This window comes from Proteobacteria bacterium CG1_02_64_396, from assembly GCA_001872725.1.
Taxonomy (GTDB): Bacteria; Pseudomonadota; MNWR01; order CG1-02-64-396; family CG1-02-64-396; genus CG1-02-64-396.
In genome coordinates this window covers 1-18,378 of record MNWR01000054.1, presented here as the reverse complement: position 1 = coordinate 18,378, position 18,378 = coordinate 1, and the positions used below count along the sequence as shown (strand labels likewise).

Here is an 18,378-nt window from a genome sequence, read left to right as displayed (position 1 = left end):
GCGGGTAATCGGTCCAAATTCCCCCGGTTTTTCGTCACATAGCCACCACTATGATCCTCAAAACCGTGAAAATTTGGCCTCGATTCCCCACTCGGCTCGCTACGGACGCTCAAGCCCGACAGATTCCTAGAACCGACCATGTAATCCCCAAGGAGACCGCCGATGTCCAAAATCACCCCGTTTTTGTGGTTCGACACCCAGGCCGAAGAGGCCGCCACCTTCTACACCTCGGTTTTTAAGAATTCCGCCATCAACCACGTCAGCCGCTACGGTGACAACGCCCCCATGCCGACCGGAACCGCCATGACGGTGGCATTCCAGATCGACGGACAACCCTTCGTCGCCCTCAACGGCGGCCCGCAGTACCGGTTTTCCCCGGCGATTTCGTTTGTGGTGGACTGCGCCGACCAGGCCGAGATCGACCACTTGTGGAATACCCTGGCGCAGGGGGGGCAAACCCAGGCTTGTGGCTGGTTGCAGGATCGTTACGGGGTCAGTTGGCAGATTGTCCCCGCCGCCCTGGGACGGCTGCTGAGCGGCGACGACCCCGAGCGCTCCAGCCGGGTGATGCAGGCGTTGTGGTCGATGGTGAAGATCGACATCGCCGCCTTGGAGCGGGCTTTTTCCGGCAACGAATAAGCGATGAACGTCTTCAACACCTTCGTCGAAATCGCCCCCGATTGCCCGGTGCAAACGGCGGCGATCCCCCCGCAGCGGGGGGACAAGCCCACCATCGCCCAGATCGAATACGAACTGCTCACCGGCCACCCCTACGGCCTAACCCTGGAGGAGCTCAAGTTTGAGGTGCACCTACGCCACAAGGGGATCGCTGCGCAGGGCGACGAAGAACGGGGGGCGTTGTGGGGGGCGCTCTTCGCCAAACCCCACGCTTGTATGCGTGCCTCGCCGCTGACCAAACAATACGGCTGGGGGGCGCACTACAACGCGGCGGGCAAAATCGCCCTCTTTCCGGTTGAGGGGGAGGAGTACCGCAGGCTGGCGGGCGATCCAGCGCTGGAACATTGCCTGGCGATGCGCAGCAAGCGGGGGTAAGGAGGCTCGCCGCCACGAACAGCGGACGCAACGCAGCCCGTCCCCCAAAAGGGCGCGCAGCATCGGCAGCAACAGGCTTTTGTAGGAGTTCCGCCTCGGCGGCGGACGCAGCTCGGCCCCCTTTGATTCAATACCACCCCCAAGGAGCACCCCATGAACATCACCGTCGCAACCACCATCGCCGCCCCCCTGGCCGAGGTTTGGCACGCCTACACCACCCCCGACGATATCAAACAATGGAACGCCGCCTCCGACGACTGGCACACCACCGACGCCCAGGTCGATCTGCGGGTCGGTGGTCGGTTTTCATCCCGCATGGAGGCCAAGGATGGCAGCGCGGGTTTCGACTTCGTCGGCACCTACACCCAGGTCGTCCCCATGTCGCTGCTCGCATACCGTTTTGGCGAGCGCACAGCCCAGGTTGAATTCCTCGAAGAGGGGACGGGGGTGACGGTGCGGGTTACCTTCGAAGCCGAGCAGGAGCACAGCGCCGAGCAGCAGCACAGCGGCTGGCAGGCGATTCTGGACAACTTCGCCCGCCACGTTGAGGCGACCCGGTAGAGCGCCGACCCATGACCCCCACCGCCATCCCCCCCTTGAGGTTACGCCATCAGCTGATCCAAGGCAGCCAAGCCCGCACCCCACTTGAGGTGGTGCACACCCTCGGGGCGATGCAGGGGCAGGATTACCCTAGCCTGCTCTGGGCCATTGGGCTGCGCCTGTCCGGCAGCACCCGCGCCGACATCGAGGCGGCCTTTGCCGATCAAACCATCGTCCGCTCCTGGCCGATGCGCGGCACGTTGCATGCGGTGGCGGGGAGCGACCTACGCTGGATGTTGGCCCTGCTCGCTCCCCGTCGCCTGGCCAACACCGCCCGGCGCGACACCCAGCTCGGGCTCGACGCCGCGACCTACACCCGCGCCCGCACCGTGCTGGAACAAGCGCTGGATGGAACACAGCTGACGCGGGGAGAGGTGATGCAAACCCTGGATGGGGCCGGGATCGCCACAACTGGACAGCGGGGCTACCACATTCTGTGCCATCTGGCCCAGCAGGGGACGATCTGCTTCGGCCCCGTAGCGGGCAAACAGCAGACCTTCGTCCTCCTCGACCAATGGCTCCCCCCCTCCCCCTCTTTGAGCCGCGAAGAGGGGCTGACCGAGCTCGTCCGGCGCTACTTCACCGGCCACGGCCCCGCCACCGAGGTCGATTTCGTCCACTGGAGTGGCCTAACCCTCAGCGATACCCGGCGCGGTTTGGCGCTGGCGGCGGGGCAGCTGCGCAAGATCGACATCGACGGACAACTCCACTGGATGGCTGCCGCCGCCACCCCTCACCCCCCCTCCCCCTCGGCCTTTCTACTACCCGGCTTCGACGAATACCTGCTCGGCTACAAAGTGCGCGATGTGGTGCTCGATCCGGCCCATGCAGGCAAAGTGGTGCCGGGGGGCAACGGGGTGTTCAAACCGCTGATGGTGCTGGATGGAAGGGTGGTGGGGACGTGGCGCAAGACGGTCAAGCGGGGGGCGGTGCAGATCGATCTAGAGCCCTTCGAAACGCTTGGGGCTGAGGGGGCGGGGCGGTTCGAGGAGCAGATCGCCCGCTACCAAACGTTCGCGGGCTAAGCAAAACAAAAAGGGGGTCACGCTCTTCAACGTGGGGTGGACCCCACTCTAGCGGGAAGACGCTGCGGATGCCCAGACTCGCGGGAAGTCGCTATTTGCTGAGGACACAACGCGACTTCCTTTCTTCGAATATTTTCTTGGCCGATATGGTGGCCCGTGGGTCCTTCTAGGGGCAAACCCCTATTGCGGTCACCAGCACCGCCCGGATTGCCGCTTATTTCCGTTTCGTAAGTCGGTTTCCTCTTCCGGTTCAGGGCAGGGCCATACGCTTGCTTGGCACGTCCGAGCCATGACGGTTCGGACCTTCCATGGCATGGATTCTCTGGCGGAATCCCCAAAATCCGAGGGACTGGGGAGATTCGAGAACTGCGCTGGAGTCGTGACGCAAACGGATGGCAAACGCATTCGTACGCATCAAGCAGGGTTTGACCGAGGCCATTGCTCATGCCCAGGCAACGAAGCGGGGGCAGTCATCCCGTTGAAGCGAGGGACCGGCCTTTGGTCTGTTCAACGTGATCGAGCGGGAGCCCAAGCGACGATGTGGGCGCTGACCTGATCCCTCCCACGCTCAACGCCACACTTCACCGGAAGAAGTCATCCACCTTTAAAGGGCCAACGTCACCTCTTTGAGTACATCGGGACGACGTGCGGCGATGGCCAACAAGGTACGGGCCGCCCCCGACGGGGTTTTACGCCCCTGCTCCCAATCTTGAAGGGTCCGAACCGATACCCCGAGGAGTTTGGCAAACTGAGCCTGAGACAGGCCCGTTCCGGCACGAGCGGCGATGGTTTCCCATTCGATACCGGACAACACCTCCTCTTTTTCCACCGTTCCATCGGCACGGCAAACCTTCCGGCACACCGAACCATCGGGCCGCTGTTCGAAGGTGGTGCTACGCGACCAGCGTGGAGCCTTGCCACCTTCCAGCTCTGCCAGGTAGTCCCCAAGAAGTTGTTTGGCTTTACTCATGGTCGAATGCCTCCCGTAGTCGTTTGAGCCACCCACGCGGCACATCGTCCCGCTCCCCTTTGCCGTAAGCGGCCACCAAGACAATCCGGCCCTTCGTCAATTGAAGGAAGTAGATCACCCTCGACCCGCCCCGCTTACCTTTGCCCTTGGCCGACCACCGTACCTTCCGGCAACCGGAGGTTTCGGGGATCACGGTTCCGGCTTCGGGTTGCTCGCACAGGAATGCCTGAAAGGCGACGAATTCTTCATCGTCGAAGAGTTCGTCCCGAAGAGCCGCGAAAGGGGGAAGTTCTATGAACTCGAACATGGATGACGTTATACGCTTTAGCCGTATAGCCATCAAGAAGATACTGCAAAGGGGGGATTGGTTCCAGACAACGTGGGGTGTTCAGTGTGTGCCGCTGGTGTGCCGCAAACAACAAAGGGGTTACGCCCGAAGACGTAACCCCTTGTAATGGTGTGGTGGGCTGGAGAGGATTCGAACCCCTGACCCCCAGGTTCGTAGCCTGGTGCTCTATCCAACTGAGCTACCAACCCACACCCGGTTCAACTGCCCTCTTCCGTTTCGGGTAAGAGCGGCGGCTGAACCGATTTCAGCCTGATGGTAAAACGTGAATCGGTCCGGCTTTCAAATCCGGGATGGTCCCGGCTGATCCAGATCGTTCCCGCCTCGGTATCCAGCACGATGGCCGGATTGTCGGGCGCCGCAGTTTTCTGCGAATTGGACGCCGGGTTGTTGCCGATTATTCCCCCCTTCACAACCAGGGATGGAATCACCGCAACCACCGTCCATTGACGTCCATCGGGAAGCTTCAGTGCCTCTCCCCCTCGTAAGGGGGCGGAATCATGGCGACGGCCCATCAGCTTGTCAAGGATGACGATCTGAGCCGTCCAACCCGCTGGAATCGAGGTTACATCGAGCTTTGGAGCCGATGCGTCGCCCGGCGGATGCCGGGTTTCTTCCTCGGGAACCACCACCGATTCGGGGTGGTTCGCCCCGCGGGTGTCTTCGATGGCGCCCCCCACCGTCGCCCCTTGGGGCTTGGTCGGTTCGCCGCAACCCGCGAGCCCTGCCAGCGTGCCCCCCAGCAGCAACGCCAGGGGTAAAAAGTGGCGGAGAGGGAGGGATTCGAACCCTCGACAGGCTTGTGACCTGTACTCCCTTAGCAGGGGAGCGCCTTCGGCCTCTCGGCCACCTCTCCGTAGTAAAACCTGTACAACCTTCACAGCGAGAAAACTGGCGGAAGGGGTGGGATTCGAACCCACGGAGGGTTTAACCCCTCGCCGGTTTTCAAGACCGGAGCCTTCAACCACTCGGCCACCCTTCCTCGAAGGGCGGGTATCGTATCCAGATCGATCCTCAGCGCAACCCATAGAAGGGCTGTTGGGGATCACCGGGGCCCACCGATCCGTTCGCGCCCCCCCATGTAGGGGCGCAGCACTGCGGGAATCGTTACCGAACCGTCGTTGTTCTGGTGATTTTCGAGCAGTGCCACCAGGGTCCGCCCCACCGCCAAACCCGACCCGTTGAGGGTATGCAGGATGCGGTTGTCCCGTTTGCCGCTCTGCTCGTTTTTGAAACGACCCCGAATCGAAGCCCGGCGGGCCTGAAAATCGCGGAAATTCGAACAGGAGGAGATCTCGCGGTAGGCACCCTGGGCTGGCAGCCAAACCTCAAGATCGAAGGTGCGGGCGCTCGAAAAGCCGGTATCGCCCGCGCACAGCGCCATCACCCGGTAGGGCAGCTCAAGCAGCTCAAGCACCTTGGCAGCGTGGTCGACAATCTGCTGCAAGGCCGTCTCTGATTCTTCAGGGGCGACGAGGTGGACCAGCTCTACCTTGTGGAATTGGTGCTGGCGGATTAGCCCCCGGGTATCGCGTCCTGCCGAACCGGCCTCACGGCGGAAGCAGGGGGTCCAGGCAACGTATTTCAGGGGGAGCGCCTCCTCCTCGACGATGCTCTCGCGGTGGAGGTTGGTGACCGGCACCTCGGCAGTGGGGATTAAGGCGTAGTCGTTGTCGCGCAGGAAGAACAGATCCTCTTCGAACTTCGGCAACTGGCCGGTCCCGGTCAAGGCATCGCGGTTGACCATGTAGGGAACCTGAACCTCGGTATAGCCGTGCTGATCGCTGTGCAGATCAAGCATCCACTGCCCCAGCGCCCGCTCCAACCGGGCCAGATCACCTTTGAGCACCGCAAAGCGGCTGCCGGTGATCTTGGCCGCCTGTTCGAAATCGAGCAGGCCGAGATCCTCGCCGATCTCGTAGTGGGCCTTGGGAGCATATTCGAAGGATTTCGGCACCCCCCAGCGGCGGATCTCAACGTTGCCGCTCTCATCGGGGCCATCAGGGGCATCGTCGTCGATCAGGTTGGGAACCAGCAGCCAGAGCTCGTCAAAAAGGCGTTCTTTAACCTGGAGCTCCTCCTCCCACAGTTCCAGGCTTCTCTTCACCTCCTCAACAGCGGCGAAGAGGTCGTCGGCTGGTTCTTTGTTACGTTTGCGCACCCCGATCTCTTTGCTCAAGGCGTTGCGCTGGGAACGCCCCTCCTCGACCTTTTGCAGCAGTTCACGGCGCGAGGCCTCGATGTCGAGCAGCGCCACCACACCGACATCGGAGCCACGCCGGGCCAAACCACGGACCAGTTTGTCCGGGTCTTCAAGCAACAAACGGCGATCAAGCATCGAGAGGCAACTCCCCAGGCGCCACCGGCGGCACCCCATCATCCCCCTCGTCGTCGTCATCCTCCGGACGTTCCACCACCCGGACAACCGCGACCACGTCATCCCCTTCGTCGATGTTGAAGAGGGTCACTCCCTGGGTGTTGCGACCGATGACCCGCAGATCTTTCATGCGGATGCGGATCATGGTGCCACCAGCGGTGATAATCATGACCTCGTCGTCGGCCAACACCTGCAGGCAACCCACCACATAGCCGTTGCGTTTGGTGGTCTTGATGGTAATCAGACCCTTGCCGCCCCGGTTTTGCTGGCGGTAATCGTCGGCCTTGGAACGTTTGCCAAAGCCCTGGGTGGTGACGGTCAGGATGGAGCAATCCGCGGCCAGGATGTCCATGGAGCGGACCTCGTCCCCTTTTTCGAGCTTGATCCCCCGCACTCCCTGCGACACCCGGCCCATGGGACGGGCCTGCTCCTCGGGGAAGCGAATGCTCAATCCCTGGCTGGTGGTGAGCAGCACCTCGCGGGCACCGTCGGTGATGGCAACGCCGATAACCGAATCGCCCTCGCCCAACTTAATCGCTTGCACGCCGCCATTACGCACGTTGCTGTAGGCCATCAAGTCGGTTTTTTTCACGATGCCGCTGCGGGTCGCCATCAGGACGTAGCGGTCCTCGACGAAATGGCGCACCGGCATGGTGGCGGTGATCCGCTCCCCCTCTTGCAAGGGGTGCAGGTTAACCAAAGCGGTGCCGCGAGCGGTGGGACCCGATTGGGGAATCTCGTAGACCTTCGACCAGAAGACCCGACCCCGGTTGGTGAAGAACATAACGGTATCGTGGGTCGAGGCGATGAAGAGCCGCTCAACCACATCCCCCTCTTTGGGGTTCACCGCCGTCCGACCTTTGCCTCCCCGACGCTGCGAGCGGTAGTGGGTGACCGGCTGACGCTTGATGTAGCCCGACAGCGACATGGTCACAACCATGTCTTCCTCGGCGATGAGATCTTCGAGGGTCAACTCGGCGGTCTCGTCGACGATCTGGGTGCGCCGCTTGTCGCCGAAGTCCTCGTTCACCTTAACCAACTCAGCCCGGATCACCCCCATCAGCTCACTTTCGGAGGCGAGGATCTCTTTGAGGCGGTTGATGAGGTTAAGCAGCTCCCGGTATTCGTTGACGAGCTTTTCTTGCTCCATCCCGGTCAGGCGGTGCAGGCGCATTTCAAGGATGGCCTGGGCCTGGGGCTGGGTGAATTTCTGGGTCCGGGCCTCACCCTCCCAATTGAAGCGCCACTCAACCTCCATCAGGTTGATGCGCGCCTCGGCGGGGCTCGGGGCCGCTTTGATGATGGCGATAACCTCATCAATGTTTTGCAGCGCCACCGCCAAACCTTCGAGCAGATGGGCCCGTTCCTCGGCCTTGCGCAGTTCATAAATGGTGCGCCGGGTGATGACTTCGCGGCGGTGGTCGATGAAGGCCTGCAGCGCCTCCTTCAGATTCACCAAGCGGGGACGACCGTGGTCGACCGCCAGCATGATGATGCCGAAATTGCTTTGCAGCGGGGTCATCTTGAAGAGCTGGTTGATGATGATCTCGCCGACCGCGTCGCGTTTGAGATCAAGCACGATGCGCATGCCGTCGCGATCCGATTCGTCGCGCAGTTCTGAAATACCCAGCAGCTTCTTTTCTTTCACCAGCTCGGCCATGTGTTCGATCAGCCGGGCTTTGTTGAGCTGGTAGGGAATCTCAGAAATGATGATCGACTGCCGCGTCCCCTTCTTATCGGTCTCGATATCGATCTTGGCCCGCATGGTGATGGAGCCGCGCCCGGTCTCGTAGGCCTGCTTGGCGCCGCTACGCCCATAAATGAAAGCGCCGGTGGGGAAGTCGGGGGCCGGGACGTACTTCATCAACCCTGCGATGTCGATCTCGGGGTCGTCGATCAGGGCGATGGTGGCGCCCAGCACCTCGGTGAGGTTATGGGGGGGGATCTTGGTCGCCATACCGACCGCGATCCCCTCGCTGCCGTTGACCAGCAGATGGGGGAAGGCGGCGGGCAACACCTTGGGCTCTTGCAACGAGCCGTCGTAATTGTCGCCGAAATCGACCGTCTCCTTGTCGAGATCTTCGAGCAGGGTGTGGGCGAGTTTGTCGAGGCGAACCTCGGTGTAACGCATGGCTGCGGGGGAATCGCCGTCGACCGAACCGAAATTGCCCTGACCTTCAACCATGGTGTATCGCATGGCAAAGGGCTGGGCCAGTCGGACCATGGCGTCGTAAACCGCCGAATCGCCGTGGGGGTGGTACTTACCGATGACGTCGCCGACGATGCGGGCCGATTTTTTGTAGGGCTTGTTGTAGTCGTTGCCCATCTCTTTCATGGCGAACAGGATCCGCCGGTGCACCGGCTTGAGTCCGTCGCGAATGTCGGGCAGAGCACGGCCCACAATGACGCTCATGGCGTAATCGAGGTAGGAGCGGCGCATCTCCTCGTCAAGATTGACGGGAACGGGTGGCGGCGAGTTGATCAGCATCCACGAAACTCCGATACGGTGGTTTTAAACCGACGGGGAATCCCCCCCCGACGTGGAATGAATGGATCGAACTTTTTTAGAAGGCACCGGTTGAATCGGCGCCTTCTCAGGAATCAACCCCGAACGACGTAGAGGGTCAGCAGCCCCGTTGCAATCAACGCCACCCCCATCTTGTGCAGGGTGGCGTCGGGAAGCTGCATCAGCGAGGCGAAGGTCGCCCGCATCCGCTGGGGGGAGATAAGCCAAGGGAGCCCCTCCAGCACCATCACCAACCCCAACGCGGCAATAAAATCTTCCATCAAATCGAGGCGACCCACCGATTAACGGCGGGCCGCACCCTCCTGACCGGTCAGCAATTTAAGCAGGGGCGAATCGGTGCTCAGGACCATGCGATCCCGGCCACCGTCTTTGAAGATCTTCTTGTAGGCCTCCAGGGTGCGCATGAATTCGAAGAATTTCTCGTCCTTCGAAAACGCCTCACCGTAGGTCTTGATGGCGGTTGCGTCCCCTTCACCGCGAAGGATCTGAGCATCACGGTAGGCCTCTGAGATAATCTCGGTCTTCTGCCGGTCGGCATCGGCCCGGATCTTCTGCGCCTCCTCGGCACCCTCAGAGCGGTACTGTTTGGCCATTCGCTGCCGCTCGGTCTGCATCCGACGGAAGACGGCATCGGAGTTCTCTTTGGGCAGGTCGGTCCGCTTGATGCGCACGTCGACCACCTCAATACCAAAGGGGGCAGCCTGCTCGTTACAGCTTTCCCGAACCGCGTCCATCAGCTGGGTGCGCACCCCGGAGACGATGTCCTCGAAGGTGTGTTTGCCCAGCTCCTCGCGCAGACGCGAGTAGATGATGTCGTCCAGGCGACTGATCGCCCCGACTTCGTTTTGCACCGTTTGAAAAAGCTTCAGGGGATCGACGATACGCCACTTCGTGAAGTGGTCGACCACCAAGTTTTTCTTGTCGAGGGTCAAAACCTCGGCGGGATCCGAGTCGTATTCGAGGATGCGGCGGTCGAAGGTCAAGATGTTCTGGATGAAGGGGATCTTAAACTGCAACCCCGGCTCGGTGAGCGCCTTAACCGGTTTACCCATTTGAAGAACCAGAACCTGCTCGGTCTCCTTGACGGTAAACAGGGTGAACCCGGCAATCAGAATCACAGCGGAAAGGATGCCGGTCAGCACAGAGAGACCTTTATTCATTTGGCACCTCCCGTCGCGCCCTGGCCCAATACGCCTCCCAATTGCAGCACCGGCAGCACCCCGTTGGCGGCTTGCTCGTCGATCACCACCTTCTCAACCCCGCCGAGCACCTGCTCCATCGTCTCAAGGTACATCCGCTTGGTGGTCACCGAGGGGGCCTTACGATATTCGGCCAGCATTCCTAAGAAGCGCTCGGTATCACCCTGTGCCTCGTTGACCCTCTGCGCTTTATAGGCCTTGGCCTCTTCGACCATCTGGGCCGCCTCGCCCTTGGCTTTGGGCAAAATGTCGTTGGAGTAACCGTGAGCCTCGTTGATCGCCCGTTGGCGATCCTCACGGGCGCTGGCCACGTCTTTAAACGCGTCGATGACCGCCGAGGGAGGCTGCACCTGCTGCAACTGCACGGTGACCACCTGAAGTCCCACCTTGTAGTCGTCCAGGATCTCTTGCATCAGCGCCTGGGTCTGGGTCTGGATCTTCATCTTGCCCGAGGTCAACACCTCGTCGATGGGGCTTTTGCCGACCACCTCGCGGATCGCCGACTCGGCCACATCCTTGACCGTCTTTTCGGGATTGCGGACGTTGAACAGGTAGTTGCCGGCGTCGCGGATGCGAAATTGCACCGTGAAGTTGATGTCGACGATGTTCTCGTCGCCGGTAAGCATCAGCGCCTCTTTGGGCACCTCGACGGTATCGCGGCTATCGCCACCAAAACCATCGCTGACGCCACGGCTGCGGTAACCGACCTCGACCCGATCAACCTTGGTTACCTTGACCTTGTTGACCGTTTCGATGGGGGCGGGCAGGTGCCAGTGGGGACCGGGGGCGGTGGTCTCGGTAAAGGCGCCGAACCGCTGGACCACCCCCTGCTCGTCGGGCTGGACGATGTAGATACCCGAGGCGCCCCAAAGCAAAAAGGCGATGACCCCCAAGTAGGGCCACCCTTTAAAGCCATTGGGACCGCCCCCGCCGAATTTCTTTTTCAGGCGGTTGACGAGTTCATCGAGATCGGGTGGCTTGGGTCCGCCGCCCCCCTGCTGGGAGCCGCGTCCCCAGGGATCCCCTCCGGGACCCCCGTTTTGATTCCAAGGCATGAAACGATGACCTCTCGTGGTTAATGGTGCGTATTCAAACCCCCCAGGCCGTAAAGGGCCGGGGATTGTAGTGGGATCGCCCCCATCGAACAAACCGGGGGGCGTTTTGAATCAAGGGCGCCTCTAAGGAAGCGCTGATTTATTTGGCGCTTCCGAGCGACCCAGGGATGGGCCGCCAATCAATCAGGAACGTAAGTGACTGATTTTGCAAACGAAGCAAAAACCATCGCCGCCTCAGGGCGCCTACTTTTGGTTTTTGAGAAGCGTCGCCGAAAACCTTACGAACCCTGGGACTCTGGCTCCTCTTGAGTATGCCTAGCCACATAAAAGGCCTGAGCGACCGCAAAAACCAAGGTTAGCCCGGTCATGCCGAAGACCTTGAAGTCGACCCAGACCTCTTCGGGGTAGTTGAAGGCGACAAAAAGGTTGGCCCCCGCCATGGTGACGAAAAAGCCCCCCCAGACCCAGCACAGACGGCGGGAGGCGTGGGGGGGCAGTTTGATCTCGGCGCGACCCATCATCGCCTCGATCAGGTTGGTTTTGGTCAATAGGCTACCGAGGAAGACCAAAGCGAGCAGCAGATACACCGCCGTCGGCTTGAGTTTGATGAAGGTGGGATCCTGCAACAGCAAGGTGGCGCCGCCGAAGACCAGGATCATCCCCGCCACCCCGATCTGCACCTTGTCGAGGGTGCGCGTGCGATGGTAGGTCCAGGCCAACTGAAGCAAAGAGGCGACGATGGCCGCCCCGGTAGCGGCGTAGATGCCCCAAAGCTTGTAGGCGGCAAAGAAGAAGAGGATGGGGATCAGTTCGATCAGGACGTTCAAGCGGACTCCGGTTTTTGGGGTTCTGTGGTGGTGGTGGTGGCGGCGGCGGTGGTGGTGGTGGTGGCGGCGGGGGGCGAGGCGGGAGGCTCGACCGGCCCCTTCAAACTTTGGTTCAACGCCCGTTCCCGGCGAAGCAGGTCGGCTTCGGCCTCGCGCAGCGAACCTCCGATCTTGTTGACCTCGGTTTTCACCGCCTGGATCTCCTCGCCGGGAAGCTCCTGTTTAAGGGAGGCGACCTCGAAATCGAGTTCACGGCGCAACTGGCTGGCCAGGGAGCGCCCCTTGTGCAGCCAGCGCGACAGATCGGCCAGCAGCCCCGGCATCCGCTCGGGACCGACGATCACGAACAGCACCACCGCGATCACGATGAGTTCGGTAAAACCTATGTCGGGCATACCCGCTCCTGCGCAGGGATAAGCTTCGGTCGAGAATTCACCATGGGTTCGGTAATCTAGCAGAAGCCTCCCCCCCCAACACCATCTCCGAGACCCCCATGCGACCCGAACCCCGGCAATGGCTGGCCGAAATCCTCGATACCCCCTTTGAACTTCAGCCCCTTCCGGGGGATGCCTCGTTCCGCCGCTACATTCGAGTGCATCTGCCCGGTGGCAGCCGCATCCTCATGGACGCCCCCCCCGACAAGGAGCCGGTTGGACCCTTTCTGGCGATCCACGACCGACTGGCCTCTTTTAGCATCGACGTCCCCGCCATCGCGGCCCGCGACGCAACCCACGGTTACCTACTGATGGAGGATCTCGGGGGAAGCCATCTGGAGGATCTCGATTTTGCAAGGGAGCCGCAGCCCTTCCTGGCCGCCGCCGCCATGCCTGCCGCCTGGCTCCCCCTCCCCCACGACGACCTGACCGATTTTGCCACGTTGCTGGAATATGAGGGGACCCTCTTCAGCGACTGGCTTTTGACCCGGCTGCTCGAACTGCCTGCATCTGAGGTTGCCCAGGCCGAAACCTTGATTCAGGCCCTCAACGCCCAAGTCGCGACCACCCCAACCGGCTTCGTCCACCGCGACCATCACAGCCGCAACCTGATGGTGACAGGGGGGCGCTTGGTCAGCCTCGATTTTCAGGATGCGGTGGCGGGGCCGAGGCTGTACGACATCGCTTCACTTCTTTACGACAGCTACGCCGCCTACCCCGATGCGGTGCGCGAGAAGCTGTGGCGTCACTTCTGCCAAGCGGCGGGGCTCAATGCCGACGACCCCTGCCTGCGCCTGGAGCTGCGGCTGGTCGCCGCCCAGCGCAACCTTAAGGCCAGCGGCATCTTCGCCCGGCTCTGGCTGCGCGATGGCAAACCGCGCTATCTGGCTTCGATTCCCAATACCTTGAACCATCTGCAAACCCACCTTGACTGGCTGGCGACCCAACCGGGACTCCCCCCCCCCTTCACCCAGGGGCCCGCCCTGATTGCGGCGGTGATCGCCCGGTCCGAGGCGGTGCTGCCCCACATCGGGCAAGGGGCATGAAGCTGACCGGGGTGGCGTTGGCGGCGGGACGGGGGGTGCGGCTGGCGCCATGGACCGACACCACCCCCAAACCGCTGCTCCCGGTCGGTTCGACTACCCTGCTCGACCGGGCGCTGCACTGGCTTGTGGCGGCGGGGTGCGAGGAGTTGATTGTCAACGCCCGCCACCTGAGCGCCCAGTTCCCCCCCCATTTGGCGACGCACGCAAGCCGCATTCCCTTGACCTTGTCGCTGGAGCACGGCGATCTCGAAACCGCCGGGGGGCTACGGCAGATGGGGCCGTTGCTCGGCGGTAGCGATGTGCTGCTGCATAACGGCGATGCCTGCCACGACCTGCCCCCCGAGGGGTTCATGGCCCAGCTCGAACCCTTGATCCAACAGGGATTTCAATCCGTCTTGGCGGTGGTGCCGGTCGATCCCGACCATGCCGATTTCGCCCTGGTCGGCACCCGGTTGCATCCCAAGGGTGCCGCTGGGCGTCCGGTCCGCTTCATGGGGGTCGCTTGGCTGGCCCACCCCATGCTGGAGCAGATCCCCGCCGTCGGCTCTCTGGGGCCGTGGTACCATCGCCGCGCCGCCGCCGTGTCCATCGCCGCTGGGTTGGGGGGGGTGCTCCACGAAGGTTTTTTTGTGGATGCAGGCACCCCCGCCGACTTGGAACGAGCCCGCCAAATGATGACCCCCAGCGAGTCCCCATGAAGCGCACTTGGCCCCTTCTGATTGCCGCCCTTTGCCTACCTGGCGTCGCCTCGGCTCTGTCTTGGCTGCCCCAACCCCGGGGGCAGTTGATTACGGTCGACGGGCAGAAGACCGCCGCCGCCATGCCCCACCTGTGGAACGGCGCGATGGCGGGGGAGCTGCGGCTTGCGGTGGGCGATAGCCTGGGCCCCTACATCCTTTCGCGACCCGACCGGGGAGCCTTGTTCGCCACGATTTTGGCCCGCTCCGGTGTGACCGCCGTGGCGCCGGGGGTTCACGATCTGAGCCGGGGGCCCGACCTTCTGGCTGAACAGCTGCGCAGTGCGGGGCTAACCCTGCTGCTGGGCAACCTGCACGGTCCTCAACCGGCGGGCCGCTCCGCCTTGGCGACCCAAGACCGGGATCGCCCCATGCTGGTCACCGCCCTGTTGGGACAAGCCGTTTACCGGCAACTGCCCTCCTCCATCCGGGCCAAGTGGACGTGGATCTCCCCCTTGGATGCCCTGCTGCGGATCACGGCCGAGCGGACCGACCTGGAGCGCAAGGGACAACTGCTGGTCATCGCCCAGGGGCTAACCCTGGACGAGCTCTACACTTTGAGCACTTTGCCCGAGCCAGTCTGGGTCGTCAGCGACGCCATCCACCCCGGCCAGACGGTCTCGATGGGTTCGGTCACCATCGCCCCGCTCACAGGGGGGAAAGATCTCCATCCATGGCACCCGCTGCGTTGGGACGGCTCCACCCTCGCCCCCCACAACGGAGTGACCGACGACGGCGGTGAAATCCCGGAATTACGGGCCGAAATCATGGCGCGCTGGCATACCCTCAAAGAAAAAAATCTGCCGCTACTCGGGGTTCCCGAGGGGGCGAAAGAGGGGGATCTTCGCCGGGCGGTGGCGATTCAGGCGTTGAAGAGCGGCAAGGGGGATGTGGTGCTGATCGACGACGACTTCTTCCGTCCGGTCGACCCCTCGATGTGGCAACATCCCTGGGGGGGCGAATTGGTGCAACGGTATCTGTCGCGTCCCACCGCCATGCGCGGCAAAACCCTGACGGGGCAACATCTGATCGACACCCTGGCGCGCATCGAAGCCGATGGCTGGCATGGCGCCGCTGTCGGCATCGACGAGGAACGGCTCAAGGTTGGGGGAATCGTCATCGACCCCGAAATGCCCTACCTCCTGCTCTTCCCCGACGCCTCCCCCCATGCGGGGCGAATCGACCCCGAGGGCAACGCCGCACTCATCCTCGATCCGACCACCCACCATCCGCAGCAACTCGACGCAGTGGTCCTCGATGCCCTGATCGATCCCAAGCGGGGCTGGCCCCCTCCCCCCGCCGAAGGTGAGTGGCGGTTGGGAATCAACGAGCTGACCGTCGATTTGTCACGGCTCGACATCCATGCCAACCAAAGTTACGCCGACCGCTCCGACCCCTGGCTGGCAGGAGAAGGGGGGCAGACCGTCTCGGGCTACGCCGATGTGTCGCTAACCCACATGCTTCCAGCCTATTTTTGGCGGCAACGACTGACCAGCCGTTATGCCCGGCAAACCCTGTACACCGGCACCGTGCAGGAGTTGAGCGACGACTGGCGCTACGCCAACCGAGTGGAGCAGCAAGGGGAAGGATTTCGCCCCTACGGCGATTTCGCCCTGATTGGCGAGTGGACCCCCGGCACCCCCACCCTGCCTTCGCCCCGCCAATACGCCACCGACACGGTGTTGGGGATCGTTTTGAAACAAGAGGGGCTGAGTTTCGAGGCGGGCGCCCTGCTGCGCCGCCAATGGGGGGGTGCCACCGACTCGACCTCGCGCGGGGTGCACCTTCAGGCTGAGGGGTTGTACGAGCAAAATGGGCAGCGCTGGGGGGGCTTGGTGTTGATCGACCACACCTGGGAACAGGGGGTCTGGATCGACAACGGTCGCTGGCAGATCGAAACCTTCGGCCCCATCGTCGGCAACCTGGGGCTGACCAGCCGCATCGAGGGGCACTGGCTTAAAATGGCAGGGCGGCCCCAAACCGCCAGCGACATCCGCACCCTGATCGGGCTGACTTACCGAGATTTACAACGCTTTTGGTGACCCTTGCGAGCAACGACGGCATTCTTCGCACCGCGTTTGAATCCGAAGATTTAAGGAAGCGCTGATTATTGTAATAGCGCTTCCGAGCGACCCAGGGAGAGGCCGCCAAAATGGCGCGCTGTCGTAGGAGGCGACCCCGTCGCCGAAGCACTGCTTTTGGTTTTTGCCAAGCGCGCTGATTCAAGGCAGGAGGCCTTGAATCAGCGCTTTCTTAACAACAACGGACACCCCCCATGAACGTCGCTTTGAAGCCTTTTGCCGCCATCGCCCTGGCCGCCGCCATCACCTTACCCCTTCCCGGCTCGGCGGCGCCGATCTCCCTCGACCAGGTGCTGCGCCAGGCCCCCGATAACGCCCCGATCTGGCAGGCTGCCGAGGCCCGGTATCAGGCGGCGCAAGAGGTCATCGACCAAGCGTTGGCCGCCGCCCTGCCGACCCTCAAAGCGACCGGGTCGATTGGGATCGACCGCAAGCGGACCGAGGGTTTCGGAGCAACCACCGCATCGACCGTCAAACCACGCTCCTACGCGCTCACCCTCAATCAGCCGATCTACTCGGGGGGCCGGGTCTGGATCGGCTGGACCATGGCCCACCTGCAGGCCGACATTGCCAAGAGCCAGCGTTTGCAGGCGGTGGACGACCTCATCAAGAACATCGTTACCGCCTACCTCAACTGGGATGAGACGATGGAGCGTCAGCGGCTGGCCAAGCGGGAGCTCGAAGCGCTGGCGGCCCACGAAGATCAACTTAAGGCGCGGCTAGAGGTCGGGGTGGCGACTCAAACCGATCTCGACCGGGGGATCATGCAGCGGGCGACCGCCGAGGCAGGACTGGTGGCCGTCGAAAACCAGGTACATCTGGCGCAGCGGCAATTCGAGGTGCTGGTGGGGCAAAAGATCGAGGGGGAGCCGGGCAACCTGGCGGCGCAGTTGGCGCGTTGGGCGCTGCCCGACGGCAGCGATATTCCCGAACTCGACGCCATCCCCAGGGGGGCCTTGGTCGCCAAGGTGTTGCAACAGCAGCTCGCCGAAGAACAGGTTTCGCTGGAGGGCTCCTACCATCTGCCCGAGCTGTCGTTGCAGGGGCAGATCTCCCGCTCCGAAAAAACCTTCAGTGCCACCTCGGTTTTTCAAGACCAGCAGCTCACCCTCAACCTTACCGTTCCCCTCTACAGCGGCGGTTCGGTTCTGTCGAAAACCCGGCAGGCGGAGGGGTCGCTGGTCGCCGCCGGGGCCGACCTGACCGCCCAGCGAGCCCAAACAGCCTTCGAACTGGCCCAAGCGCGACTCGACATCTTGAGCAAACAGCAAGAGGTGACAGCCAAGCAGGCGGCGGTGACCGCCGCCCAATCGCTTCTCGACGGGGTGCAACAAGGGTTCGACGTGGGGACCCAGACCAGCGTCGACCTGCTCGACGCCCACCGCGACCTGTTCAGCGCCGAGCTCAACCTGACCTCGGCCCAACATGCGCTGCTGCTGGCGCGGTTGAATCTGGCTTGGGCGATGGGGGGATTGGAGGCGCGGTTGGGGTTGGAGCGGAATTGAGTTCACAGGCTCTTGCCTGAATCCGTGAGCAAAAGCGAAAAACGCGCATTGGTACGACTTACAAGGCATTAGGGAAGCGCTGAACAAAGGCCCCCTGCCTTTTTCCGCGACGCTTCTCAACAACCAAAAGCTTCGGCGACTTAGGTCGCCTCCTACTTATCGGTCCACCACCCCGCCCCCCCCCGCAGCGTCCCCATCCCACCCAGCGCTGTCGCCCCCGCGACCGCTGGATCCCCGCGCAGGCAATGTGGTAGGAGCGCCGCCCCCGGCGCGATTGCGTTTGGGGCAATGTGGTAGGAGCGCCGCCCCCGGCGCGATGGCGTTTGGGGCAATGCGGTAGGAGCGCCGCCCCCGGCGCGATTGCGTTTGAGGCGACGTGGTAGGAGCGCCGCCCCCGGCGCGATGGCGTTTGGGGCAATGCGGTAGGAGCGCCGCCCCCGGCGCGATTGCGTTTGAGGCAATGCGGTAGGAGCGCCGCCCCCGGCGCGATGGCGTTTGGGGCAATGCGGTAGGAGCGCCGCCCCCGGCGCGATTGCGTCCCGCCCCCCCGCAGCGTCCCCATCCCCCCAGCGCTGTCGCCCCTGCGACCGCTGGAT

18 protein-coding genes and 3 tRNA genes are annotated in these 18,378 nt (G+C 62.7%); 8 read left to right on the top strand and 13 right to left on the bottom strand.

Annotated features, from left to right (window positions below; translation table 11 throughout):
* Nucleotides 1–162: 162 nt before the first annotated feature.
* The 4 genes from AUJ55_06415 to AUJ55_06400 all read left to right on the top strand — a co-directional run bounded on the left by AUJ55_06415 (nt 163) and on the right by AUJ55_06400 (nt 2,678).
* A complete protein-coding gene (locus tag AUJ55_06415) occupies nt 163–639 on the top strand; it encodes a hypothetical protein (protein ID OIO57617.1) in 477 nt (158 codons plus the stop codon).
* 3 nt (nt 640–642) lie between these two features.
* Nucleotides 643–1,053, top strand: coding sequence for a hypothetical protein (locus tag AUJ55_06410; protein OIO57616.1), 411 nt, complete (start codon nt 643–645; stop codon nt 1,051–1,053).
* Between the two features lie 153 nt (nt 1,054–1,206).
* Entirely contained in the window at nt 1,207–1,614 is a 408-nt protein-coding gene (locus tag AUJ55_06405) for an ATPase (protein OIO57615.1), read from the top strand.
* A gap of 11 nt (nt 1,615–1,625) precedes the next feature.
* Nucleotides 1,626–2,678, top strand: a complete 1,053-nt coding sequence (locus tag AUJ55_06400) for a hypothetical protein (GenBank protein OIO57614.1) — start codon at nt 1,626–1,628, stop codon at nt 2,676–2,678.
* A 604-nt stretch (nt 2,679–3,282) separates the two neighbouring features.
* Here the strand turns inward: AUJ55_06400 and AUJ55_06395 are convergent.
* The 13 genes from AUJ55_06395 to AUJ55_06335 form a co-directional block, all read right to left on the bottom strand.
* Entirely contained in the window at nt 3,283–3,540 is a 258-nt protein-coding gene (locus AUJ55_06395) for a hypothetical protein (protein ID OIO57621.1), read from the bottom strand.
* 100 nt (nt 3,541–3,640) lie between these two features.
* Nucleotides 3,641–3,955 (bottom strand): toxin HigB-2, encoded by a 315-nt coding sequence (locus tag AUJ55_06390; GenBank protein ID OIO57620.1) that lies wholly within the window; start codon nt 3,953–3,955, stop codon nt 3,641–3,643.
* 153 nt (nt 3,956–4,108) lie between these two features.
* A tRNA-Arg gene (locus tag AUJ55_06385) sits at nt 4,109–4,185 on the bottom strand.
* A 9-nt stretch (nt 4,186–4,194) separates the two neighbouring features.
* On the bottom strand, nt 4,195–4,743 hold the full coding sequence (locus tag AUJ55_06380; protein ID OIO57613.1) for a hypothetical protein: 549 nt from the start codon (nt 4,741–4,743) through the stop codon (nt 4,195–4,197).
* Between the two features lie 16 nt (nt 4,744–4,759).
* Nucleotides 4,760–4,850 (bottom strand) — tRNA-Ser (locus AUJ55_06375).
* 36 nt (nt 4,851–4,886) lie between these two features.
* Nucleotides 4,887–4,976: transfer RNA gene (locus tag AUJ55_06370), tRNA-Ser, on the bottom strand.
* Nucleotides 4,977–5,039: 63 nt separating this feature from the next.
* Nucleotides 5,040–6,332 (bottom strand): serine--tRNA ligase, encoded by a 1,293-nt coding sequence (locus tag AUJ55_06365; protein ID OIO57619.1) that lies wholly within the window; start codon nt 6,330–6,332, stop codon nt 5,040–5,042.
* Nucleotides 6,325–8,859 carry a DNA gyrase subunit A gene (locus tag AUJ55_06360; protein ID OIO57612.1) on the bottom strand — a complete coding sequence of 845 codons (2,535 nt, stop codon included), beginning with the start codon at nt 8,857–8,859 and terminating at the stop codon, nt 6,325–6,327. The genes AUJ55_06365 and AUJ55_06360 overlap by 8 nt, the downstream gene beginning before the upstream one ends.
* Nucleotides 8,860–8,972: 113 nt before the next feature.
* Entirely contained in the window at nt 8,973–9,158 is a 186-nt protein-coding gene (locus AUJ55_06355; GenBank protein ID OIO57618.1) for a hypothetical protein, read from the bottom strand.
* A gap of 21 nt (nt 9,159–9,179) precedes the next feature.
* Nucleotides 9,180–10,058, bottom strand: coding sequence for an HflC protein (locus tag AUJ55_06350; protein OIO57611.1), 879 nt, complete (start codon nt 10,056–10,058; stop codon nt 9,180–9,182).
* Nucleotides 10,055–11,152, bottom strand: coding sequence for an HflK protein (locus AUJ55_06345; GenBank protein ID OIO57610.1), 1,098 nt, complete (start codon nt 11,150–11,152; stop codon nt 10,055–10,057). The genes AUJ55_06350 and AUJ55_06345 overlap by 4 nt, the downstream gene beginning before the upstream one ends.
* Before the next feature lie 278 nt (nt 11,153–11,430).
* Nucleotides 11,431–11,979, bottom strand: a complete 549-nt coding sequence (locus tag AUJ55_06340) for a hypothetical protein (GenBank protein ID OIO57609.1) — start codon at nt 11,977–11,979, stop codon at nt 11,431–11,433.
* Nucleotides 11,976–12,374: a twin arginine-targeting protein translocase TatB gene (locus tag AUJ55_06335; GenBank protein ID OIO57608.1), complete on the bottom strand. Its 399-nt coding sequence runs from the start codon at nt 12,372–12,374 to the stop codon at nt 11,976–11,978. Before AUJ55_06335 ends, AUJ55_06340 begins: the two co-directional genes overlap by 4 nt.
* A gap of 98 nt (nt 12,375–12,472) precedes the next feature.
* On the opposite strand from AUJ55_06335, the gene AUJ55_06330 reads away from it, so the two are divergent.
* From AUJ55_06330 to AUJ55_06315, 4 genes are all read left to right on the top strand, one after another.
* Nucleotides 12,473–13,459: a hypothetical protein gene (locus tag AUJ55_06330; GenBank protein OIO57607.1), complete on the top strand. Its 987-nt coding sequence runs from the start codon at nt 12,473–12,475 to the stop codon at nt 13,457–13,459.
* Nucleotides 13,456–14,157, top strand: coding sequence for a hypothetical protein (locus tag AUJ55_06325; GenBank protein OIO57606.1), 702 nt, complete (start codon nt 13,456–13,458; stop codon nt 14,155–14,157). The genes AUJ55_06330 and AUJ55_06325 overlap by 4 nt, the downstream gene beginning before the upstream one ends.
* Nucleotides 14,154–16,238, top strand: a complete 2,085-nt coding sequence (locus tag AUJ55_06320; protein OIO57605.1) for a hypothetical protein — start codon at nt 14,154–14,156, stop codon at nt 16,236–16,238. The genes AUJ55_06325 and AUJ55_06320 overlap by 4 nt, the downstream gene beginning before the upstream one ends.
* A gap of 233 nt (nt 16,239–16,471) precedes the next feature.
* A complete protein-coding gene (locus tag AUJ55_06315; protein ID OIO57604.1) occupies nt 16,472–17,782 on the top strand; it encodes a hypothetical protein in 1,311 nt (436 codons plus the stop codon).
* Nucleotides 17,783–18,378 lie beyond the last annotated feature (596 nt).